The 23,543-nt window shown below is 48.5% G+C and carries 23 protein-coding genes; 6 read left to right on the forward strand and 17 right to left on the reverse strand.

Features of this window, described 5'->3' with window-relative positions:
- Nucleotides 1-216 precede the first annotated feature (216 nt).
- On the forward strand, nt 217-1,152 hold the full coding sequence (locus POF51_RS10985; protein WP_069847350.1) for a magnesium transporter CorA family protein: 936 nt from the start codon (nt 217-219) through the stop codon (nt 1,150-1,152).
- A 60-nt stretch (nt 1,153-1,212) separates the two neighbouring features.
- Here the strand turns inward: POF51_RS10985 and purN are convergent, their stop codons facing one another.
- From purN to purC, 7 genes are read right to left on the reverse strand one after another with little or no spacing between them, the layout of a single operon-like run.
- On the reverse strand, nt 1,213-1,821 hold the full coding sequence (gene purN / locus POF51_RS10990; RefSeq protein ID WP_069847352.1) for a phosphoribosylglycinamide formyltransferase: 609 nt from the start codon (nt 1,819-1,821) through the stop codon (nt 1,213-1,215).
- Nucleotides 1,815-2,855: a phosphoribosylformylglycinamidine cyclo-ligase gene (gene purM, locus POF51_RS10995; RefSeq protein ID WP_069847354.1), complete on the reverse strand. Its 1,041-nt coding sequence runs from the start codon at nt 2,853-2,855 to the stop codon at nt 1,815-1,817. The genes purN and purM overlap by 7 nt, the downstream gene beginning before the upstream one ends.
- A gap of 30 nt (nt 2,856-2,885) precedes the next feature.
- Nucleotides 2,886-4,304, reverse strand: a complete 1,419-nt coding sequence (purF, locus tag POF51_RS11000) for an amidophosphoribosyltransferase (protein WP_017249711.1) — start codon at nt 4,302-4,304, stop codon at nt 2,886-2,888.
- The gene (purL, locus tag POF51_RS11005) at nt 4,289-6,532 is read right to left on the reverse strand and encodes a phosphoribosylformylglycinamidine synthase subunit PurL (protein WP_271755374.1); all 2,244 of its coding nucleotides are present in this window, start codon (nt 6,530-6,532) and stop codon (nt 4,289-4,291) included. Before purL ends, purF begins: the two co-directional genes overlap by 16 nt.
- On the reverse strand, nt 6,513-7,205 hold the full coding sequence (purQ, locus tag POF51_RS11010) for a phosphoribosylformylglycinamidine synthase subunit PurQ (RefSeq protein ID WP_069847358.1): 693 nt from the start codon (nt 7,203-7,205) through the stop codon (nt 6,513-6,515). Before purQ ends, purL begins: the two co-directional genes overlap by 20 nt.
- A gap of 4 nt (nt 7,206-7,209) precedes the next feature.
- Nucleotides 7,210-7,458, reverse strand: coding sequence for a phosphoribosylformylglycinamidine synthase subunit PurS (gene purS, locus POF51_RS11015; protein ID WP_007717324.1), 249 nt, complete (start codon nt 7,456-7,458; stop codon nt 7,210-7,212).
- Nucleotides 7,451-8,170 (reverse strand): phosphoribosylaminoimidazolesuccinocarboxamide synthase, encoded by a 720-nt coding sequence (gene purC, locus POF51_RS11020; RefSeq protein WP_069847360.1) that lies wholly within the window; start codon nt 8,168-8,170, stop codon nt 7,451-7,453. The genes purS and purC overlap by 8 nt, the downstream gene beginning before the upstream one ends.
- 291 nt (nt 8,171-8,461) lie before the next feature.
- On the opposite strand from purC, the gene POF51_RS11025 reads away from it, so the two are divergent.
- Together POF51_RS11025 and POF51_RS11030 are read left to right on the forward strand one after the other, a co-directional pair.
- Entirely contained in the window at nt 8,462-9,661 is a 1,200-nt protein-coding gene (locus tag POF51_RS11025) for an iron-containing alcohol dehydrogenase (protein WP_271755375.1), read from the forward strand.
- 96 nt (nt 9,662-9,757) lie between these two features.
- On the forward strand, nt 9,758-10,873 hold the full coding sequence (locus POF51_RS11030; RefSeq protein ID WP_271755376.1) for an aminopeptidase: 1,116 nt from the start codon (nt 9,758-9,760) through the stop codon (nt 10,871-10,873).
- A 51-nt stretch (nt 10,874-10,924) separates the two neighbouring features.
- Here the strand turns inward: POF51_RS11030 and POF51_RS11035 are convergent, their stop codons facing one another.
- The 6 genes from POF51_RS11035 to POF51_RS11060 all read right to left on the reverse strand — a co-directional run bounded on the left by POF51_RS11035 (nt 10,925) and on the right by POF51_RS11060 (nt 17,829).
- Nucleotides 10,925-11,545, reverse strand: a complete 621-nt coding sequence (locus POF51_RS11035) for a hypothetical protein (RefSeq protein ID WP_271755377.1) — start codon at nt 11,543-11,545, stop codon at nt 10,925-10,927.
- A 275-nt stretch (nt 11,546-11,820) separates the two neighbouring features.
- Entirely contained in the window at nt 11,821-12,912 is a 1,092-nt protein-coding gene (locus tag POF51_RS11040; protein WP_069847369.1) for a sensor histidine kinase, read from the reverse strand.
- Between the two features lie 42 nt (nt 12,913-12,954).
- On the reverse strand, nt 12,955-15,108 hold the full coding sequence (gene vanT / locus POF51_RS11045) for a serine racemase VanT catalytic subunit (RefSeq protein WP_069847371.1): 2,154 nt from the start codon (nt 15,106-15,108) through the stop codon (nt 12,955-12,957).
- Complete coding sequence (locus POF51_RS11050; RefSeq protein ID WP_069847373.1) at nt 15,095-15,892, reverse strand: M15 family metallopeptidase; 798 nt, start codon at nt 15,890-15,892, stop codon at nt 15,095-15,097. Before POF51_RS11050 ends, vanT begins: the two co-directional genes overlap by 14 nt.
- A 3-nt stretch (nt 15,893-15,895) precedes the next feature.
- Entirely contained in the window at nt 15,896-16,948 is a 1,053-nt protein-coding gene (gene vanG / locus POF51_RS11055) for a D-alanine--D-serine ligase VanG (protein WP_069847375.1), read from the reverse strand.
- A 2-nt stretch (nt 16,949-16,950) separates the two neighbouring features.
- Nucleotides 16,951-17,829, reverse strand: coding sequence for a M15 family metallopeptidase (locus POF51_RS11060; RefSeq protein ID WP_069847377.1), 879 nt, complete (start codon nt 17,827-17,829; stop codon nt 16,951-16,953).
- 136 nt (nt 17,830-17,965) lie between these two features.
- Here POF51_RS11060 and POF51_RS11065 point away from each other — a divergent pair, with 136 nt between their 5' ends.
- Nucleotides 17,966-18,913 (forward strand): helix-turn-helix transcriptional regulator, encoded by a 948-nt coding sequence (locus POF51_RS11065; RefSeq protein ID WP_069847380.1) that lies wholly within the window; start codon nt 17,966-17,968, stop codon nt 18,911-18,913.
- A gap of 65 nt (nt 18,914-18,978) precedes the next feature.
- Nucleotides 18,979-19,500 (forward strand): DinB family protein, encoded by a 522-nt coding sequence (locus POF51_RS11070; protein WP_069847382.1) that lies wholly within the window; start codon nt 18,979-18,981, stop codon nt 19,498-19,500.
- Here POF51_RS11070 and POF51_RS11075 read toward each other — a convergent pair.
- Complete coding sequence (locus POF51_RS11075) at nt 19,497-20,273, reverse strand: DUF169 domain-containing protein (protein ID WP_069847384.1); 777 nt, start codon at nt 20,271-20,273, stop codon at nt 19,497-19,499. The genes POF51_RS11070 and POF51_RS11075 overlap by 4 nt on opposite strands.
- 206 nt (nt 20,274-20,479) lie before the next feature.
- Here POF51_RS11075 and POF51_RS11080 point away from each other — a divergent pair, with 206 nt between their 5' ends.
- Nucleotides 20,480-21,040, forward strand: coding sequence for a hypothetical protein (locus POF51_RS11080; protein ID WP_017249696.1), 561 nt, complete (start codon nt 20,480-20,482; stop codon nt 21,038-21,040).
- 78 nt (nt 21,041-21,118) lie between these two features.
- Here the strand turns inward: POF51_RS11080 and POF51_RS11085 are convergent, their stop codons facing one another.
- The 3 genes from POF51_RS11085 to POF51_RS11095 are packed head-to-tail and all read right to left on the reverse strand — an operon-like array spanning nt 21,119 to nt 23,535.
- Nucleotides 21,119-22,438: a VWA domain-containing protein gene (locus POF51_RS11085; RefSeq protein ID WP_069847386.1), complete on the reverse strand. Its 1,320-nt coding sequence runs from the start codon at nt 22,436-22,438 to the stop codon at nt 21,119-21,121.
- Between the two features lie 20 nt (nt 22,439-22,458).
- Nucleotides 22,459-23,133 carry a Tad domain-containing protein gene (locus tag POF51_RS11090; RefSeq protein ID WP_069847388.1) on the reverse strand — a complete coding sequence of 225 codons (675 nt, stop codon included), beginning with the start codon at nt 23,131-23,133 and terminating at the stop codon, nt 22,459-22,461.
- Complete coding sequence (locus POF51_RS11095) at nt 23,134-23,535, reverse strand: TadE/TadG family type IV pilus assembly protein (RefSeq protein ID WP_026043177.1); 402 nt, start codon at nt 23,533-23,535, stop codon at nt 23,134-23,136. It lies immediately after the preceding gene.
- Between the last annotated feature and the right edge of the window lie 8 nt (nt 23,536-23,543).

Here is a 23,543-nt window from a genome sequence, read left to right on the forward strand (position 1 = left end):
AACGTTTTAATGGACAGTAGTCCAAGGTACCGAATGAATAACTGCAATCAAGATTGTGTACGGAGAATTTTCCGGCCTTGTGGCGCTGCGGCATGTTCCCCATACCTTATTTGACATTCTCCCTTTTTATGGGACGAGTGTATGTAAGTAACTTTATGTAGACATGCTTGCGCAACATGGTCGTCCGATCCTTATTTGCGAAAGGATGAGAAAACCATGTTGAACATTTACAAAACGAATGCCATGGGAAAAATAGAAGAGCTGCATCAATTTGAAAAAGGCTGCTGGATCCATCTGACCGATCCTTCTGAGCAAGAAAAGCAACAAGTCGTCAGGGAGTTGTCGATTGATCTTCATTTTTTGCAGGATGCCCTTGATGACGAAGAAATCGGACGGATCGACAAGGAAGGAAACCGCGTGAAGCTCTACGTGGACATCCCGATCTCCACGAAGGAAGCGACGAAGGACCACTATACGACCGTTCCGTTGGGAATTATGGTGATGGAAGATTATATCTTAACCGTTTGCCTGGTAGAAACGGCTGTCATGAATGAGTTCGTCCAAGGGAAAGTGAAAAACTTTCACACGCATATGCGAAACCGGTTCGTCCTGCAAATTTTATCGAATACGTCGCATGATTATTTGCATTACTTGAAAAAAATCAACAAGCAGACAGAAACGATGGAAAAATCGTTGCGACAATCGACGAAAAACAATGAACTGCTTACCTTGCTTGAATTGCAGAAAAGCCTCGTTTATTTTTCGACGTCCCTGGAAACGAACAGTCTGTTGATCTCCCTGCTTCGGAGCGGCAGTTATTTGAAAATGTACGAAGAAGATAAGGAACTGCTGGAAGAAGTAAAAATCGAAACCAAGCAGGCCATCAAAATGACGGAAATCTATACCGCCATTTTAGGGAACATCATGAATGGCTTTGGCTCCGTCATCTCCAACAATCTGAATCGCGTAGTGAAGCTGTTGACCGCCATTACCATTGTTATCACCTTACCTATGGTGATCGGCACCTTTTATGGCATGAACGTCCCGCTTCCTTTTCAGGATCATCCGCACGCATTCACAATCATTATGATCATGTCCACCGCCATTACGTCCGTAACAGCCCTCCTGTTTTGGAGAAAGAAGTATTTCTAAAACGGATGACCAAAAAACCGACATCGTAAAAGGATGTCGGTTTCTTCTTTATCTCTCGATTTACGTCAGCTGGACAAGCCTTCCTTCCAGCTTCACTCTCTCTTCTGCTAAATAGCCAATGACCTTCACCAAAAGCTCATGCTCCACGGCATGGATACGAGCCGCCAAAGTCTCAGCCGTATCTGCATCTTGCACCGCTACGGGAATCTGGGCAATGATCGGCCCTGTATCCAGACCGGCATCAACCAGATGTACCGTTACCCCCGTTATCTTTACCCCGTATGCGAGTGCCTGACCAATCGCGTCTTTTCCTGGGAAAGCAGGCAAAAGCGACGGATGCAAATTGATGATTTTTCCTTCGTAGTCAGACAAAAGAGTGTCGCCCACCAACCGCATGTAGCCTGCCAGCACAACCAGCGATATATCGCGTTTTTGGAGCTGCGCCACTATTTCCTGCTCAAACGCAGCCTTGTCTGCATACTCCTTCGGTTGAAAAACAAAGGTGTCGATCCCTAAACGCTCTGCCCGTTCCAAAACCTTGGCGCCAGGCTTGTCGCACACGAGCAGGGCAACCTCTACACCTGGGAGCCTGCCGTCCTGTACAGCCTGCACGATCGCTTCAAAGTTGGAGCCGCTGCCTGAGGCGAAAATGGCCAGCTTTCTCACCATTCCACCCCGTTGTATACGACTTTGCGCTCTCCCGCTTGAATATGTCCGATCAAATACGCCTGTTCTCCCAACTCTTGCAGCTTTTCCATCACACTCACTGCGTCTTCTGGCTTCACGACAAGCATCATGCCAATGCCCATGTTGAACGTTTTGTACATATCCGGGTATGAAATGTTACCCGCATCCTGTACCAGCTCGAAGATCGGCAGCACCGGCCAGGAACCAACGTTGATCACAGCCTGCATTCCTTCTGGAAGCACGCGTGGAATGTTTTCAGTAAAGCCGCCGCCTGTGATGTGTGCCAGAGCTTTCACTTCATGTGACTCAAGAACGGATAACACTTGCTTCACGTAAATGCGGGTCGGTGTCAGCAGCTCTTCGCCGAGCTTTTTGCCCAATACGTCAACATGATCATGCAGGGACATGCCTTTGTCTGCCAAAAGAACCTTGCGAACGAGCGAGAAACCGTTGCTGTGCACGCCGCTGGAAGCCAGACCAATCAGTACATCGCCTGCCGCCACGGACGCTCCCGTAATCATTTTGCTCTCGTCCACGACACCTACGGTGAAGCCTGCGATGTCGTACTCGCCTTCTGCGTACATGCCAGGCATCTCAGCAGTCTCCCCGCCAATCAGCGAGCAGCCGGACTGGGAGCAGCCTTCCGCGATCCCTTTGACAATCGCTTCGATTTTTTCCGGAATGACCTTATCTACTGCCAGATAATCGAGGAAAAAGAGCGGCTCTGCCCCTTGAACCACTACGTCATTGACGCACATAGCGACAGCATCGATGCCGATTGTATCGTGTTTGTCCATGGCAAAAGCGAGCTTCAGCTTGGTTCCTACTCCATCTGTGCCAGAAACGAGAATCGGTTTCTCGTATTTTTTGGTATCCAGGCGAAACAGCGCTCCGAACCCGCCCAAATCCGTCATAACTTCCGGGCGGAATGTTCGTTTGACGTGCTTTTTCATGCGTTCGACGGCTTCGTTGCCCGCATCGATGTCTACACCAGCTTGTTTATATGCTTCACTCATCGTTTCTCCCCCTAGCAAGAGGTGCTTGTATTAGCATTTGAGCGCAGGAAGCGCTTCTTCGAATTCAATCTCAGTCGGATATTCTCCGTTAAAGCATGCGAGGCAGTGTCCTCTATTCGGAGCCGAATCGGTGCGGCCAATTGCATCGATCATTCCTTCAACAGACAAGAACGACAGCGAATCAGCTTCAATGATTTGACGAATTTCCTCTACGGATTTGGTCGATGCAATCAGTTCCTCACGCGACGAGGTGTCGATGCCATAAAAGCAAGAATTCATAACAGGCGGAGAGCTGATACGCACATGCACTTCTTTGGCGCCAGCCTCACGCAGCATACGGACGATCCGATTACTCGTCGTACCACGAACAATGGAGTCGTCAATCATAACTACGCGCTTGCCTTCCACTACCTTGCGAACCGCAGACAGCTTGAGATAGACAGCACGCTCGCGCAGCTCCTGACTCGGCTGAATGAAGGTACGTCCGACATAGCGGTTTTTGATCAAGCCGATTTCGTACGGAATTCCTGTCGCTTCAGCAAATCCGATAGCAGCAGAGATACTCGAATCCGGTACACCTGTGACGACATCCGCATCAATCGCGGATTCCAATGCCAGTTGCTTGCCCAGACGTTTGCGCGCCATGTGGACATTGATTCCGTCGATGTCACTGTCTGGTCTGGCAAAATAAATATATTCAAACGTACAAATCGAACGTTGTGTCGTTTCTGTAAACTTGCTTTCGGTAATGCCATCCTTGTCGATGACGATCAGCTCACCCGGTTGCACGTCACGCCAATATTGGGCGCCAATGATATCGAACGCACAAGTCTCGGACGCGACAGTGATCGCATCTCCGAGTCGTCCCAATGACAGCGGACGCAAGCCATTCGGATCGAGGGCGATCACGAGCTGATTCTCGTTCATGACGAGAAGGGCATACGCTCCCTTGATGTATTGCAGGGCGTCCTTTACCGCTCCCGGCAAATCCTTGCACTCAGAGCGGGCGATTAGATGTGCGATCACTTCTGTGTCACTGGTCGTCTGGAAAATGGAGCCTTTTGCTTCCAGCTCTTTCCTAAGCACGGCGGCATTCACGAGATTTCCGTTGTGGGCAACAGCCATGCTGCCTTGCGCATAGCGGAAAAAGAGCGGTTGGGCATTTTCAATCTTGCTCGAACCAGCAGTCGTATAACGGGTATGACCAATCGCGATATGACCGCTGAACTTCTCCAGATCGCCCTTGCCAAAAGCCTCTGACACAAGACCCATTCCGCGGTGCTTATACCATTTCTCGCCGTCGGAGGCGCAGATACCTGCGCTCTCCTGACCGCGATGTTGAAGGGCGTGCAGACCCAGATAGGTCAATTGGGATGCTTCTTTGTGGTTGTAGATGCCAAAGACGCCGCATTCTTCGTTCAATTTGTCCCAGATTAGCCGATCAAACATGGAATCGCATCCTTCCAGGCTGCTTTCACCTCTTGAGTCGAAGCGTTGATCGCTTCTGTACCGTTCACGTTTACTACCAGACGATTGCCGCCGACCGTACCGATGTTTTCGGCAGGTACGCCATGTTCACCTGCCAATGCGAGAATCGCCGCTGCTTTCTCCCCAGAAGCACTGAGCAAGATGCGAGATTGAGATTCACTGAACAAGAGCACGTCAGTACGCAGCTCGGACGTAAGAGCCACCTGCGCACCGAAGCCTTTGCCGAAGCAAGATTCAGCCAGCGCAACACCCAGACCGCCTTCGGACAGATCGTGTGCGGAGTTCACCAGACCTTGGCGAATCGCTGTGAGAACCAGCTTTTGTACTGCCGCTTCCTTGGTCAGATCGATTTGTGGAGGACGTCCGGAAATGCTGCCGGTAGCCATCTTTTGATACTCACTGCCGCCCAACTCAGCGAAGGTCTCACCCAACAGGATGATCGCGTCGCCTTCATTTTTGAAATCCTGCGTCGTAATATGGTCAACATCAGTGATCAAGCCGACCATTCCCACCGTTGGGGTTGGATAGATCGCGTCACCGCTGCGTTCATTGTAAAAGGATACGTTTCCGCCGATGACCGGAGCATCAAGTGCTACGCACGCTTCGCTCATGCCCTCACACGATTTTTCAAATTGCCAAAACACCTCAGGCTTTTCCGGGCTTCCGAAGTTCAAGCAGTCCGTAATCGCCAGCGGTTCTGCACCGGAGCAGACGACGTTGCGTGCAGATTCTGCAACCGCAATGGCACCGCCCACTTTTGGATCGAGGTATACATAGCGACCGTTGCAATCCGTACTCATGGCAAGAGCCTTGCGAGTACCGCGCACCATGACAACAGCAGCGTCAGAACCAGGCTTTACAGCTGTGTTTGCACGCACGATGTGATCGTATTGCTCGTATACCCACGCTTTATTCGCCACTGTTGGCTGAACCAGCAAGCTTTTCAGCGTAACATTCAGATCTTTCGGTTCACTGATTCCAGCCACTGCATCTACATTCGCGTTTGCTTCGTAGTAAGCTGGCACCGCAGATGGACGATGGTAAACAGGCGCATCATCTGCCAAGCTGTCTACTGGCACTTCGGCTACTACTTCTCCTTGATGCAACAGGCGCAGCTTGCTGTCTTCCGTTACTTTTCCAACTACCGCGGACGCTAGACCCCATTTGTCAAAAATCGCGATCGCTTCTGCCTCTTTGCCTTTTTCCACGACGACGAGCATACGCTCCTGCGATTCAGACAACATCATTTCGTATGCAGACATGCCAGCTTCACGCTGTGGCACCAGGTCCAGATTCATTTCGATACCATTGCCCGCCTTGGACGCCATCTCGGAGCTGGAGCTGGTCAAACCAGCCGCTCCCATGTCCTGAATGCCGACAACGATACCCGTGTCGATCAACTCCAGGCACGCTTCCAGCAGGAGCTTTTCCATGAATGGATCGCCGACTTGTACCGCCGGGCGTTTTTTCTCCGACTCTTCGGTGAGCTCCTCAGACGCAAAGGTCGCCCCGTGAATACCGTCGCGCCCTGTGCTGGAACCAACGTAGATAACAGGGTTGCCGATACCGGACGCTACCCCTTTTTGAATCTTTTCGTGGTCGATCAAGCCGACGCACATAGCGTTGACAAGCGGATTGCCTTCATACGTAGGGTCGAAATTCACTTCGCCACCCACAGTCGGAATCCCGATGCAGTTCCCGTAACCTGCGATACCTGCAACGACGTTTTCGAACAAATATTTGACACGAGGAGACTTGAGCTCTCCGAATCGAAGCGAGTTGAGCAGCGCAATCGGACGCGCGCCCATCGAGAATACGTCACGGATGATACCGCCCACACCAGTCGCAGCCCCTTGGTACGGCTCGATCGCAGATGGGTGGTTATGGCTTTCGATTTTGAAAACAACCGCCTGATTGTCACCGATGTCGACAATACCCGCACCTTCCCCCGGTCCTTGCAAAACGCGAGGTCCTTTTGTCGGGAAACGACGCAGGACAGGCTTGGAATTTTTGTAGGAGCAGTGCTCCGACCACATGACGCTGTACAGACCTGTCTCCGTCCAGTTCGGTTTGCGGCCGAGAATTTCTACGACACGCTGATATTCTTCGTCAGTCAGACCGATTTCTTTGTAGAGTTTTTGATCGGCAATTTGTTCGGCTGTCGGTTCTTTATGCGTGAGTTGTGGCACTGTTCTGCTCCCTCCAAGTCTTCAGGATCGAGGTAAACATGCGGCGTCCGTCATCGGAAGTCATCCAAGAATGGACGGCACGCTCCGGGTGAGGCATCATGCCAAGTACGTTTCCACGTTCGTTGCAAATGCCTGCGATATCTTCCAGTGAGCCATTCGGATTCTCGCCATGATAGCGGAAAACGATCTGCTTGTTCGCTTTTAGCTTCGCCAGCGTTTCTTCATCACAGTAGTAGTTCCCTTCGCCGTGTGCGATCGGAATTTGGATGACTTCCCCTGCCGCGAAATCACGGGTAAAGGAGGTATCGTTGTTTTCCACACGCAATTCGGACAGCTTGCAACGGAATTTCAGTGAACGGTTGCGCAAAAGTGCTCCTGGCAACAGCCCGACCTCGGTCAGGATCTGGAAGCCGTTGCAGATTCCCATGATCAGCTTGCCTTCTTCTGCTGCCTTCACCACTTGCTCCATGACAGGTGAAAAACGAGCAACTGCACCACAGCGCAGATAATCTCCATAAGAGAATCCGCCTGGCAAGAGAATCGCATCATATTTAGAAAGATCCGTATCGGAATGCCATACGTAATCCACTGGCACTCCCATTACATCTTCAACTGCGTTAAACAAATCAATGTCGGCATTCGAGCCTGGAAAGACGATAACGGCTACTCGCATGTCCTTAGCCCTCCACGATATCAAAGCGATAGTCTTCTACCACCGTATTGGCCAGCAGCTTTTCGCACATTTCACGTACACGTTCTTCTGCTTGCGCACGGTCAGAAGTGTTCAATTCCAACTCCATGTACTTCCCGATGCGCGCATTGTTTACTTCATCAAAACCCAAGGTGTGCAGAGCACCTTTTACAGCGTGTCCTTGCGGGTCCAAAACACTCTCGCGCAATGTTACATAAACAACAGCTTTAAACATGTACGTCTCCTCCTAGTCTCGTAAGCATTTCTTTGTAAGCTTCCTCCACATTGCCTAAATCGCGGCGGAAGCGGTCTTTGTCGAGCTTTTCATTTGTTACCGAATCCCAGAAACGGCATGTATCCGGGGATATTTCATCGGCGAGGAGAATCTCCCCGTCCGTTGTTTTTCCGAATTCCAGTTTGAAATCGACCAAAGTAATGTTGCGCTCGCTCAGGTAAGGCACGAGGACCTCGTTTACAGCAAGACCCATGCGCTCCAATGTCGCTTGGTCACTCTCACTCGCAATCCCCAACACTTTGATATGGGAGGCATTCACCAATGGATCTCCCAGTGCGTCATCCTTGTAGTAAAACTCGACAACTGGCTGCGGGAGCACAGTCCCTTCTTCCATGCCAAGACGCTTGGCCAATGAGCCTGCTGCGATATTGCGAACGACTACCTCCAAAGGGATAATCTCCACTTTGCGAACAATTTGCTCTGTGGCGGACAGCAGACTGACAAAATGGTTGTCGATGCCCCGCTCCTTCAGCATGGTGAAAAAGATTGCCGTAATGCGGTTGTTCAGCTCACCTTTTCCGGTGATTTGCGCCCGTTTCTCTCCATTGAATGCTGTTGCGTCGTCTTTGTACTCTACCCAGTACTGATCAGGCAAAGATGTCCGATAAATACGTTTTGCCTTACCTTCGTAGAGTTGTTCCTGTTTTTCCACCGTAGGAGTCACCTTCCCAGTCAAAAAGGTTGAGTTTCGGTTAATTCACGAACGTTTCAACTACATTAAAACACAAACATACGCATTTATCAACGAAAAATGATGGAATACACTTCGACAAACGTTCGGGATTTACATTATATTTTTCTTCTCAACCTCACTAACATTCGCAAACTCATTATCCAAACTACCTCATATGCACATAGAGCCCGCCCACGGAGCAGACTCTTCTCTTTTGTTTATGGTAAACTTGTCGTTGGTACAACCAATACGTGAAAGAAGGAATTTCAGATGTTTCCATTTGAAGTGTCTTTTCCTACCAAAATTTACTTTGGCATGGGCGAACTGGAACGTTTGGGCCAAGAAGCAAAATCGATGGGCCAAAAAGCATTGCTCGTCACAGGCGGCAATGCGGCCAAACGTACAGGACTTTTGGACCGCGCCAAGGCTCTATTGCAGGAAGCTCAGGTGGCGTATATTGTTTTTGACAAAATCGAACCGAATCCACGTACGGCAACGGTTGATGCTGGAGCTGCTCTTGCTCGTGAGCATCAGTGTGACTTCATCCTGGCTATCGGTGGCGGCTCCGTGATGGATGCCTCCAAAGCGATTGCGGCGGCAGCGGTTTCCGGACGCCCGATTTACGATTACATGCGAGGAAATCCTAGCGGCTCTGGTCAATTGCTGGTACCCGTTCAGGAAGCACTGCCAATCATGACCGTTCCGACAGTAGCCGCTACAGGTTCGGAAGCAAACCATATCAGCGTCCTGACTCATTGGGACACGCATGAAAAATCTTCGATCAACGGTCCAGCACTTTACCCGAAGATTGCCATTCTTGACCCGTCTATCACCTTTACCGTTCCGGCTCGTGTCACAGCGGAATCTTGCGCCGATATCTTTTCGCATCTGTTTGAGAACTATTTGATCAGCGCAGAAGGAACCCACGTTCAGGACGGTATTTCCGAAACACTCATTCGTCTCGTCGTCGAGCACTCCATCATAGCGCTTCAGCAGCCAGACCATGCAGAAGCACGATCCACCCTTTTGTGGGCGAGCACGCTGGGCATCAGTCCATTCGCTGCTGGCGGTCGTGGTGCTGGTATGCCGTTGCACGGAGTTGAACATCCGCTGAGCGGAATCTACGATATGGCTCACGGTCGGGGACTGGCGATCCTGTCCCTTCCTTATTTTGAACAGGTGATTTTGCAAGACCGTCCCGAGAGACTAGCCCGTATGGGACGTCATTGCTTTGGCGTTACCGTGGATGACGACGGCGAAGCAGCACGAGCAACGATTGAAGCCGTTCGCCGTTGGTATGAGCGCATGGGAATCACAGAACGTCTGTCTGACTTCGGCGTGACCCAACAATCGTTGGCACAAATGGCTGAAGAAGCGGTTCGCATCGGCGGACGCGGAATCGGGTATCTGCCTAGCTCACGAAAATTGAATGAATCTGATGTGATCGCGATCTACGAGGCTTGCCTGTAATCGAAGCATCAAACACACTGGCGAGCCCTCAATTAGTTGTGTAATAATACAAATTAATCATTAATCAAAATTATTTTACTACGGAGGTTACCACCTATGGCAGATCCACGCATTAATGAACTGGCAAGCCGTCTCGTCCGTTACTCGCTCCATTTGCAAAAAGGCGAAAAAGTTCTGATCGAAAATACAGGCCTGCAACCTGAACTCGTTCGTGCACTTGTGCGTGAATCATTTGCAGTTGGGGCTCTGCCTTTGGTCACCTTGAAAGATCAGGAAGTCATGCGTGCACTCTATCAAGGCACGAGCGAAGAACACATGGCGCTGATGGCAAAATACGAGTATGACCGGATGAAAGACATGGACGCTTACATCGCCATCCGCGCTTACGACAACATCAACGAGTATGCCGACGTACCGGAAGACAAAATGGGCATTTACGCTCGCGTCCTGTATCAACCTGTACATACGAACGAGCGTGTTCCGAACAAACGCTGGGTTGTACTGCGCTACCCGAACAAGTCGATGGCGCAGCTGTCCAAAATGAGTCTCGAGGGCTTTGAGGACTTCTACTTCTCCGTCTGCAATCTGGACTACGCGAAAATGTCCGCTGCCATGACTCCGTTGAAAGAGCAGATGGAGCGCACCGATCGTGTACGCATCGTCGGTCCAAAAACAGACCTGCGCTTCTCCATTAAAGGAATCAATGCCATCAAATGTGACGGCAAACGCAATATCCCGGATGGCGAAGTATACACCGCTCCTGTGCGCGATTCCGTTGAAGGAACGATTTTCTACAACGCGGCGTCGATCTACAACGGCATTACCTTCAATGATGTTCAGTTCACTTTCAAAGAAGGCAAAATCGTGGAAGCGACCAGCTCCAATACAAAAGCATTGAACGATATCCTCGACACTGACGAGGGCGCACGCTATATCGGAGAATTCGCGATCGGCTTCAACCCGCACATCCTCCACCCGATGCTGGATATCCTGTTTGACGAGAAAATCGCGGGCAGCTTCCACTTCACGCCAGGAAATGCTTACACAGTAGCAGACAACGGCAACCGCTCCTCCATTCACTGGGACTTGGTCCAAATCCAACGCCCTGAATACGGCGGCGGCGAAATCTGGTTCGACGATGTGCTGATCAGAAAAGACGGTCGTTTTGTATTGCCAGAGCTGGAAGGCTTGAACCCGGAGAATTTGATTTAAACGAAATGAATGAAAAAATGGGTTAGGGAATGAGGTTCCCTAGCCCATTTTCTATCTCTGTGAAAAGCCATCCACCGATTCCGCACCTTCTCGAATTTTTTCTACAACTTCTTCAGATTTGAGTTGCTTGTGCGAAGGAAGATCTAAGAATGTAGAAGCACGTTGATCGAGCCACAAGCTTTCCTCACCTTCACTATCAGTTGCAACGAAAATAAACCCACCTGAATAACTAATGTACGTAATGTTTACATCTTTCCCGAGTGTATTTTTAATGTTCTCGTAAAGATCAAACAATTCAGGACCACTTTTTTCACCACCAGCCATGATTGGCTCTTTATCTGTTGCTATAACGATACCTTTTACTTCATCCTCTTCCATAATGAACGAAAGTTTTTCATCCGTTGACGATAGTAGTCCTTGCATATTCGTATCGTTGTATTTACGTATTTTATCCGCTTCTGGTAAAACAGCTCCCTGAATCGAAAAGTCTGACAGGGTTACATTACTACTCGATTTGCTTAAGGGTTGGTTCTCTTGGTTACGTGCCTGTTCCATCTTTTTATATGCATGTAGCGCTTCCTTATCCCCTTGGTTAATGGCCCCAGCCCAAGTAGCCAATGATATTCCAGCAACAATTACCGCACCTATCAATGTCCATGTGTATTTATTCATAACTAACCCCCAAAGTTAATTTGTTTCGAAGCCATACAATGAGTCAACCTACGGTATAGTTATAGGAACATTCTACCAAAATACGGTAAATAGTTGCGCACACCAATCGGAATTTAGATCTCCATGAATGAGGAATTCCATTTGCCGTTGATAGATAATATCTGCAATAAAAAAATGGAGACTTTGAAGCGTCTCCATTTTTTTATTTATGCTGGAAGTTTATATACCTATTGCTTGAAATAGAATTCGGTACGAGAGTTGTTCTTTGGCATATTTCATCCATACGGCAACCGCACCTCAAAACACGTTCGAATCACATCACTTTGAACAGAAATCGTTCCCCGATGCTTCTCGACGATATTTTTTACAATAAACAAGCCGAGTCCTGTACCTCCCCCTTGATGAGCTCGCGCTTTGTCGCCCGTAAAAAACATTTCAAAAATATGCGGTAGCGCCTCTTCAGGTATCTGGTCACCGTAATTCATGATTTGAACAACTACTTCATCGCCCTCCCGGTAAGCGTTCAAATCGATAAAATGGCCATCGCCCCCGTAGCGTATCGCGTTGGTCAGGATATTCTCAAATACGCGCGCCAGCAGCTCTCCATCCCCCACGATCACTAATTGAGCAGCAATCGTACACCGCGCGACCAGCTCATTTTTCTCAAAGGAAGGATACATCTCTTCATTTAACTGAACCAGCAATTCACTCAAATCAATGACCTTTTGTTCGATGTTGACCATGCCGTAATTCATTCTGGTAATTTCGAAGAGCTCATCAATCAACTTTTCCAATCGTTGCGACTTGGTAAAGGCAATCGTCGCATAATGCCGCATCCGTTCTTGTGGCATCTGCTCGTCTCGTAAAACTAAATCTAAATAACCCAGCACGGATGTCAGTGGTGTGCGTAAATCGTGTGCCAGATTCAAAACAAGCTGATCCTTGCTGCTTTCCGCGAAGTCTCCTCTTTCTACCGCCTTTTGCAGCATTTCACTTGCCAGATTGATATCCTTGGCGATATCTGCGAACTCATCATGGGAAGAAATATGCACATTGTGCGTAAAATCTCCATTTGCCAGATAATGAATGCCTTTGGAAATCTCCTGAAAATAGCCAACATACCGTTTGGTCAGGAGATAGAACAACAAGATCGCAATGGGAGCAAAAACAAGCAAAAAGAAATTGATATCTCCCATTTCCTTGATGTAACGGCGAACCAGGGCAAGCGGATCTTCGTACTTGACCTCCGTCCGATAGTAAAACTGGAGCACTTTATAGAGCAGGTAGGTTACGAGACCGGCCAAAAGCATGCCAAACCCAAGAAGCTCAATCATTTTGGAACGAAAGCTATATCTCCTCTTCATCATGGAAAAAATGAACCACTCCCTATACTCGCTTCCGTCCAGTGCTCAATCATGATAGACTCTTTTTACACGTTCTCCCAAACGACTAACCAGCTCGTTCGTAATGGTTTTACATGGAAGGGCCATTTCCTCGGCAGTGATCCCCTCTTCTTGATCTCTGCCGATAAAGGTCACAACATCTCCCATTTGTACCCCTTCCATGTCTGTAATATCTACTAAAAGTTGATCCATGCAGACAGAGCCGATAATCGGTCTCCTTTTTCCTTTGATGAGGCAGGTAGCGCCCGTGTGTGATAGCATACGTGGAACCCCGTCAGCATACCCGATAGATACGATGGCAATCTTACTGTCTTGCTGTGCTGTGTAAGCTCGGCCATAGCCCACGGAGGCTCCTTTTTCCACCTGTTTCACCTGCACAACTCTTGCTTTTAGTGATAACACAGGACGTAGGTCGACGCTTGTTTTTACCGTGTCTCCCTGCTTGCTCAACATTCCGTAGAGAGCAATCCCAATCCGAGCATAATCGTATTGCAGCTCCCCATAATTGAGCACGCCGTAACTGCTTTGGACGTGCAGCCTCTGTGGATCGATTCCCTTTTCTTTCAACTGCTCGATCACTTTCTGGAAACGAGCAATTTGATTTTTCGTGTATGCGATATCCGAAGCTTCCAAACTGTCAGCCACACTCAGATGCGTAAAGGTACCACATACCTGCAAATTTTTATAGCGATACATAGCCGCAATTTTTTCCGTGTGTTCCCAAGATTCCCCGAGTCTCCCCATTCCCGTGTCGATCTTGATATGAACAGGGATTTTCACGTTGTAGCTATTCAGTTTTTGGGCATATTCGTCATCTACTACGGTTTGCGTCAGTCTGAAACGGGCGATTTGGCGTATCCGTTGCTCATCGGTATAGCCAAGCACCAGGATCTCCCCTTTTACGCCCTTCTTTCTTAGCTCGATTCCTTCATCGATTGTGGCAACAGCGAAGTGATCAATCCCGAGCTTGTTTAAATACCTCGCGACTTGCCACCCGCCGTGACCATATGCCTGCGCCTTCACGACTGCCATCACCGCACAATCCTTCGGAAGAACCCGCTGGATTTCCCTGACATTATGTTGGAGATGAGGAAGATGGATATCCGCCCATGCTCGTCCTGTTTGATCCGGTTTCTCACCTCGAAAGCGCTGGATCACCTTCATCGCCATCACAGAAAGAACAAACGACAGCACCGTGACTAGCGTAAAATGAACCAAGCTGTTTTCAACAAGTAACCATGTCAGTCCCGTTACTTTGGCCGCCGCGCGAATGAGCACAATACATAGCGGATGAATGACATAAACATACAGACTCAGCTTTCGTAAGGCTGGGCGATTTCTGCCTTTCCAGAACAACAGAAGTTGAAAAAGAAAATACATGCACGGTATCAAAAAAATATACATACTGTCATGGCGTTGCAGCTGATAAGCGTGCAAAAGCAAGCCTTCTATAACTAACATGCTTCCGAACAAAACAAACCCGATGGCATACGGTGCAACCTTTTTCTTTTTCCGTCTGCGGGTATTGGCAATCATTCCTCCCATGACTACAAAAACCGGGGCAAAAAATATACCGTTCCGCGTGTAATCAAACAGGGTAAACATCGATTGATAGAAACTATCCACATACGGATTCATCTGGGCAAATCCAAAGTAACTGTCTCCCAACAGCCCGATGCCATACAGCAGCATGGTCACCCAAAACGTTTTCCATGCGGATAGTCTTGTATACAAAAAGGTACTGATACACACCCCCAGCATGATGCCTGGGAAATACCACAGATGATACAGAGTCCCGTTAAAAAGGAGGTCTTTTACCACCGAAAACACGGTCAATTGATCCGTAAAATACCCTGCATACACATTCACCGGAAGATAGAGAAGAATCGAAAGCAAATATAGCTTTCCTACTTTCCATAAAAACGGCTTCAGCAAGTACGCATTTCTGTTGCGATCTGTACCAAGCTTTTGCAAGAAGAAAAATCCTGTGCACATAAAGAAAAACGGAACCGCCACCCTGGCTATTGTTCGTGTCAGTGTAAAGTCAGCCCATTCGCTTATGGACAGCAGAGGAGAAGTATGGATTGCGATGACAAGGATCGCTGCGATGATTCGGAATTGATCCAGCCCGCCATACTGCTTTTCACTACCCACGTTCATTACGTGCCTCCTGATGAAACACCGTAATGATAAATCCATCCACATTGTTGCCCGATATTTCGTATCTCTCACCATCCACAACCGGGATGTGCGTAACAGTATCGGTAGCTTTTACATAGTAGATTTCAATGCTCTCTTCATCCACTAGCAAATGCTCCTGATGGAATTCGTAGTTTTTCACATACTCGATATACTCTTCCAGACAGAGCTGAAGCTTTTCCATTAAGACGGCATGCGGATAGCCCACATACCGAAAATGCCAAGGCTCATCCGAAATGCCTGTCAGTTGTTCCTTGTCTTTGTCGTAGCGTTTGATAAACCCATATTGACTGGCACGTTGGCGAAACATTCGGCATACGCCATGATCGGGAAAAGAAGGGCAAATAAAATCGATCTCTTCCTTCTTTTCCCCTACATCAATCGCAAGCCCGGTCTGATGTTCACTTTCATTCGGACGTGCTACAAATTTACTGGTAAACACCTGTCCATTTTCGAGCAAGGATTGATCATAGATATCCGTTTGTTCGGCCTTGCTGCGAAAGCCACTGACTGGCACGATTGTCTGCTGTGCGTTGCAGGCTTTCAGCAGCTTGGCAAGCATCTTCGCAGCCGTGTTTTCCAGCATAATTTGGTTGTGTGTTCCATCAATCAGCCGCATGCGGTTTAGTAGAATACTGTCGTCTGTTTGCCAGCGGATCGGGTACTGGCGATTCACCAGAATCAGATGGCCGTGATGCAGATTTTCGCTGTTCAAAGAAATCGTAGAGACGTGAAGTTGTGTCATCGATTAGTCCTCCTCCAACGCTAGCATAATCAACGTATCAAGAAGCTCTTTATAGGAAATTCCCGCTGCACGCAGCATGCTTGGATATCTGCTTTTCGAGGTAAAGCCGGGGATTGTATTCACTTCGTTAAATACAATGTCTCCGTCTGGCGTGACAAACATATCTACGCGAGCAAAACCACGACAACCTAAAACCTGATAGAGATGGGTGGCTGTTTGCTTGATTTTTGCAGCGAGTTCTTCGTCAATTCTTGCTGGGATGTGGATGTGAGCAGTCTCCAATGAGTACTTTTCCGTATAATTGAAAAAGCCTTGGAGCAACTCGATTTCATCCACTTCTCCCACAAGGATCTCACGATTTCCTAGTACCGCACAGCCGACCTCAAATCCCACGATGTTTTCCTCGATGACTACTTTGTCATCATGCAGAAGGGCGTTTTCTATACCGAAAACCAATTCTTGCGTGTTGTATGCCTTTGTAATCCCAATCGAAGACCCTGCCTTTGCAGGTTTGACATACAAAGGGAATCCCAGTTCTTCGGTGGCAGATTGAACAGTGGCAAGATCAGTATTTGGATAAACGGTAACGGATCTTGGCGTTTTTACACCGGAGCTTGCCGCCAGCGTGTGAGCGATATCCTTGTCCATACAAATCGCAGAGGATAGTGTCTGACAACCGACAAACGGAATTCCGGCGAGCTCCAACAACCCTTGCACCGTTCCATCCTCTCCGTTTTTGCCATGCAAAATTGGGAACGCCACATCAACCTGCGTGATCATCATGGCACCGTTCTCCTGTGTAACAATTCCCCGCATCTGTCTGCAAGGAGAGAGAAAGGCAGGCACGCACTTCTCACTTTGATGCCAACTGTCATTCCGAATGCTTTCGATGTTGCCGGTATATCGCAGCCATTGCCCTTCCCTCGTAATTCCTAGCAAAATCACCTCATACTTTTCCAGACACAAACTCTCCAGCACCGAACTCGTAGATTTAAGAGATACTTCATACTCCGAAGAACATCCCCCAAACAATATCGCTACAGTCAATTTCTTCATACTCATTCACTCCTTCTTTCTTTGTTCACGTAGCTTGTTACAATCACGCCGCCCATATTGTCACCCGAAATCTCATAGTTGCGAGCAATCGGTACTTTGAGCGTCATCTCTTGATCGACAGGGTAGTAGTTAATTTCATAGATCTTCCCATCGTTTGTCACGGAGATCCTTCTTTCGTCTTTTAGGTAATCCAAGTATTCCTCGAGCGAAAAGTTATTCTGCTTCATGATCGCGCTATGCGGCAAGCCAACATATCGGAAATGCCAAGGCTCGAATTCCGTTCCTGTAATGGCTACCTTGTCCTTTGGGTAGCGCAAAATAAAACCGTATTTCCATGAATAATCTTCCAACCACTTGCCTTCAGGGGCGCGCTCCATTTTCATTTGCGTCGATCCAATATCAAGCGCGGAACCTACATTATGTTCGCTGTAACCGCTCGGCATCGCATACGCTGGCCCCATTTCTGCATATAGCTGATCTTGTTCTTCCTTGCCTCGATAACCGCTGTTCAGGATAAAGTGGCTCACGTTATCTTGCTGCGCAGCTTTGATCATCTCCAAAAATTTTTTGGCTACACTCTCTGACACTTCGATTCTTTGATCTTGCAAACGATAGCCTTGTAACAGTTCTTCATTCTCAGACAATCGAACCACATCGTTTTTTACCCCTGCCTCATGAACCGGATACTCTTTATTGACCAAGAGAAGGTCTCCTTGATAAATTTGATCTTTTGTTATTTGTATCGATTGGTGCTCCACCTCGGTAGCCTCTCCCAACGTTTCAGTGTGTCCCCCAACATTAGGTGGTCCATCTGCTATTTTTTGAATCACGATATATCCAAACAGCAAAAGCATCACAAGCCAAAAAACCCTCTTTTTCATTCACAGTTCCTCCTTCACTTACACATGTAGGATAGGGAAAACTGTTAAAATAAAAAGTAGGGTAAATATAAAATAATTTTAAAGTTGGCCATTCATTTTTATAAAGATGCTAGCTGGATAGAGAGGGGGTCAGAGCATGAACAAAACAGACCGTTTGTTGGCAATCGTTCTGGAGCTACAGCGAAAAAGTACGTTGCGCGCAGAAGATTTGGCCGCGACCTTCGAGACGAGCGTTCGGACGATTTATCGTGATATGCAGGCATTGAGCGAAGCAGGCGTCCCCATCGTTGGGGCACCGGGTCAGGGCTATTCGTTAATGGAAGGATATTTTCTGCCGCCCGTCAGCTTTTCGGTAGAAGAAGCCGTTGCACTCTTGATCGGAGCAGACATGGTTGAGCAAGTATTTGACCAAAACTTTGGCAACAGCGCAAGAGCCGTACAGCGCAAAGTAGAAGCGATCCTGTCAGCGGATGTAGGCGAACAAGCCAGCCGTATCCGTTCAACCTTTCGCCTCATAAGCCCCAGAGCAAACAATCTGCGCGAGCAGGAAAAGGCGCATGCACAACTCCTCCACGATGCGATCATCAATGAGCGGAAGGTACGGTTCCGTTATCGGAGGGGCACACCTGGGCATGATGACGATCGTGAGACAGTGCGTGACGTTGCTCCATATGGTCTGGTGCTGGTTCGTGGTTCTTGGATACTTCTCGCTCATTGCGATCTGCGACAAGATATTCGTCGATTCCGCCTGTCACGCATGAGCGGCCTGATCGTATTGGAAGACCGCTTTATCCTCCCTGACCATTTCCATTTTGATGATTACACGCCTCTCGACGATCGGTCCCTGGAGGTGCAGATCGTCATCAGCGCAGCTGTCGCTGATCGGGTAAAAGAATCGGGCTATTTTTTTATAGAAGAGATTACGGAGCATCCGGACGGCTTTCTCGTCAGATTGCGCGTCAGACAAATCGAAGAAATATTGTCTTGGGTACTTGGGTTGGGGGCAGATGCGGTTGTTCTTACGCCTGAATCCTTGCGTAGCCGAATGCACGAAGAAGCCAAAAAATTATTCGAACGCTACTGACATACTGCTGTCAGTAGCGTTTTACTATTATAAAAGCAAGAAAACCAAGAGGAGCTGATTCGCCCATGAATACAAAAGAAATCGTGAACAAATTTGAAGACGTGACAAACCACTACCTGCATGAATTAGAAGGCTTCACCATGGAACAACTCTTGCAAAAACCAAGTGAAGAGGAATGGTCGATCGGTCAAATGTACCTTCACTTGATCCAATCTGCCCGGTATTTTCAACTGGGAAGTATCGAGAAGTGTAGACAAGGAGGTCCTGCTGTCACAGAAGCAGGTACCGAAAAATCCGAGATTGGGCAGACGATATTTGCTCAAGGCTCCTTGCCGCCTATTCGCGTGAAAGTCCCTGCCTCCCCGGAGTACACACCTGCACAGCCAGAGAGCAAGGAGCAATTGATTGATGGACTCATCAGCGTACTCACACAAATGAAAGAGCTGGAACCGATTTTGGACGAAATTCCTGCGCATCACACGGTGGCTCACCCAGCCTTCGGTCCGCTGACGGCAATGGAATGGTTTGCCGTCGTAGAAATGCACTATCGCCATCACCTGCTCCAGCTCAACCGACTGAAGGGTTAGTTTTTTTCCCCAAACATCCCCGCAAGCTTCTGATAAGTCGGCGGAAACTCTGCCTGATAGCGCAAAAAGGACGGGATCGGGTAGCGGATTCCGCCTTTTTGCGTTCCCACTAATCCCTCCACCAGCTCGGCGGCATCGCGAAAATGAAAGCTGAAGGCCATCTCGTGATCCTGTGTCTGAGCAAACAATCTGTCTCCATAACACGGTACGATCACTTGCGGCTGTCCCGTCTGGATCGGCTTGATTGCGATGTCTGCACAGTCAGCCCGACTGGAAAAGGTGGAAGGAATCGATCCACCGCGCTGGTACAGCATCCCCGCCACCAATCGCATGACTTGTGCCGCATTGCCGTAAATCACAACGACATCTGGCTCGATCTCTGCCCGCTCCAGCGGAAATGATACGTAGTAGCCGCTTTCTTCTGCTGAAAATTTCGGGACATCCAGCTCGCTTTTCGCCCCATTTTCTAATGAATCTGTATACATCCCACAGGCGAGATGACCCTCTGTATAAAACGCAGGCTGCTCTTCATAGCCAAAAGCCACCTGCGCGATCGGACAGGACAGATCGGCTCCATTCATCGCGATACTCCAGCCATAACGCCGTGAAAAACCGACAGCTTGGCAAATGGTAATCGGATATCCCAGATCACGAACAGGTCGCTTTGCCTTTGACGGCAGAGCGGCTTCTTCTTTTCGGATGCTAACTCCTACAGGAAAGGTCTCGGTCCTCACATACATTTGAAGCGCTTGATATAGCTCGATGGCGTTCATTCCATTTGCCCCCTCGTTTTCACTTACACCACTCATACTCCGAATTTTTCGTCTTTTTTGCCCAAAGTCCTGTCATTCCCTACATTTTTCTCAAAACTTACAACATCGTAAGGTAATGGAAAGGTTAATCGATAGGGAGTCGAAACAATCCCTGTTAGCATTAAAAAAGATTACACGTATGACTTGGGATGGCTGGAGGGTTCACAATGAAAAAGTTCACATGGCTGGGCACGGCGCTTCTCGTCTTTCTGTTAATGGGATGCTCCTCCAGCTCACCAGATGCAGTGCAAGGGCTCGGAAAAGAAGAAGCGGCGCAAATCGCTGCAGCCGCTGTTAGACAATATTATCAGATGGATGTTGATACTACTGATCGGGAAATTACGCTGGAGGACCCAACCAATTCGGTATACAGAGGAGTCCCTGTTCACGCCGTACTGAAACGCGAACCTGTGAGTGGCGATGTCCATGGCTTTCACGCCATTATTGAACCGAGGTCAAAGCAAATCCTTTCCCTGTCGATTGACGTTATTGGAATAAACGGAGAAATGGCGACAAAAACGATGACAGAAGCAGATTTGGAAAAGACGGCATCCGATTTCATCCGCTCGAAAAACCTGCTTGCGACGAACGACTTCCAATTGGTTAAAGCTTCTGACGCTCATTCCAATGACGCCAAGCGTTACTTTTATTACACAGATGGCTTACATGATGTGGCAATCGGAGTGGACCCAGGCCTACAACAGGTCGTTACGTTCACCTATGATTGACGCACCCTATCCCTTTACATTTACAGTGGGTTCTCCGTTGCGACCGCAATCGCTTTTGTAACGGAGAACCCATTGCTGTTAGTTTCCGCTGTATTTATCCTCAATTTCCTCTCTCATTTCCTGATACGTCTCGGTTGTGAGACTTACCAAGTAATTGGTAAGCTCCTCCTTGGACTGTGTAGCCAACGCTTCTCTTGCTTGCCTTTTCCCAGTAAGGTACTCCCTCGCTTCATTGCCAATCTTGCCACTTGCAGACAAATGCTCAATCGCCATTCCGATGTTCAGACTCTCCCGCCAGTTTTTCTCGTACCAGTCCCGGTCGTAAGCATCCACCCATTTTTTGCGGTCGATCAGCACAGCGTCTGCTTCTGTCAAAGCATCCCGTTTCCACTGCTCCCACTTCTGGGCAATTTCTTTCGCGCGTTCCAGCTCTTGCTTGAACTGCTCACGGTTCGTCACATTTGCATACAGACCTTCTGATGCGTGGGCAATTTCCTTCAATTGCTTCTGCCCTTCTGCATTCACATCAAAGCCAATGACGTTCAACAACGGCATAATTTTGGACTGGGACAATTCCTTGGCTACTGCCACCGGATTGCCATCGCACGTCTCGATGCCGTCACTAACTAGATAGATGACATTCGTATTTTTATCCGCTTCGAATCCCGCCAAATCCTCCTGAGCGAGACGCAAGGAGTGCGCAATGGATGTCCAGCCCGTCGGCTCAAACATGCCAAGTGCTTGTTCAAGACCTTTCGCATCGTAGGCTTGCAATGGATAGACCATCTCACTGCTGCCACAGGAGAGCTGTTTATGCTCATCTGCATTGCTACCCTTATGTCCATACACGCGCAGCGAGATTCTCGCCTCTTCTGGTAGTGCTTCCGCGAATTCCTGGATCGCTTCCTTGGCGAGCTGCATTTTCGTTTTGTCCCCGATTTTCCCAGCCATGCTGCCGCTTGCATCTAGGATGATTTCTACGTTGAAATTTTCCCGAAACTGAAAGCGGGCGTCCTCGATGTCAGGACTCCCATACGAAGCCATTCTCCAACGGTCGACAACCATTTGGGGACTGAGGTAATCCTCGGCAAACAGGGTGAGCAATTGATTCCAGTACAAATCCAAGTAAGCATCATTCATCCCATCGACCAAGGTAGGCATTTTATCCAAAACCTGTATGATCTCAGCTCGATGCGGATAAGCTGCATGGAAAAATTGTGTGCCAGCAAGCGGTCCGGGCTGTGAAGCAATCAACTCCTGTGTCGTCTGCGGCCATTGATTTTGCTGGATCCCTGTACCCGCTCCTATTGCGCCCAGTGAACAGCCAGAAAGCAGCAGCATGATCATGATGCTGTTGATCAAGAGCGACATCCGCATTTTTTGTAGCCTTCTTGTCATGCCATTTCCTCCAACCATCATCATCCAAGAATCGGGATATTGATGTAAAACCAGTCGTTCACCTCATCAATAAAATCGATCCGTCTGCTTTCCCCAGTCTGGTAGATTTGCTCGGAATAGGCAGGAATGAAGTCAAACCCCATCGATTCCGATTCGTACTTTACAGAAGTTGTTACTTCAATCCGATTGTCACTGTTGAACAATTTGACGGACGAACCGCTGGGCGTTGCCTTGTTATCCGATAGCACTTTGGCAACCACCCCAGGAATTTGGCTGGCCGCGTTTCTCAACCCTAGACTTACATATCCCTGCAACTCAACATTGCCTGGCAATGCGTTGCTCAATACCGAGTCAATCGCGCCATATTCAATTTCGCTATGAGACCAATCGGGGTGCGACGCTCTCAGCGAGCTCTCAGCAGCTATTATTCTGGGTGTGAGATAATCTTGGTTATAATACCGATTGGGTGACGCATCGTATATTTTAATTGCATCATCCATCTCATCATAAATATCCTTCACCGCTGCAATACTCGCCTGCTGCGCACTGTTCGACGCCTGCTCCTTATCTACAAAAATGGTCGAAAAGTTGAACAGCGCAACAAACACCAGCATGAACATAAACCAGTAAATCGTCAGGGTGAAGATCGTCATATTTCCACGTTCATTTTGCAAGTGACGCAGTATACGTACCATCTAGTTCATCACCCTGCTCTTCATTTCCCGATCAAAGGAGATATATCGGTCTTCCTTTTTGATAGAGAGCCAGTCAGGAAGGAAACCCAGCTCCATCTGGACGCCGACCTTGGCTGTAAAATATCCGTCACCATCCCACCTGATATCGCCGTCACTGAAGGAAATATAGCCTCCTGCCGCGTTCACCACGTTTCTGGCAGCTTGTATGGCTTCACCCGAATTCCCCGTTATGGCGTACACCTTCGCTGCCTCATTTGCTGCCGACTGAGAGATGATGACGCCGTAGACGCCCACAAGAAACTGCCAGCAAATCAGCATGATCAGAAAGACGAACGGCAGTATGGCGATAAACTCTACGGTGACCGAGCCCTTTTCATTGGAAACGATCTTCTTCAGGCGCATTCTTCGCT

Source organism: Brevibacillus sp. AG (assembly GCF_028369215.1).
Taxonomy (GTDB): domain Bacteria; phylum Bacillota; class Bacilli; order Brevibacillales; family Brevibacillaceae; genus Brevibacillus; species Brevibacillus porteri.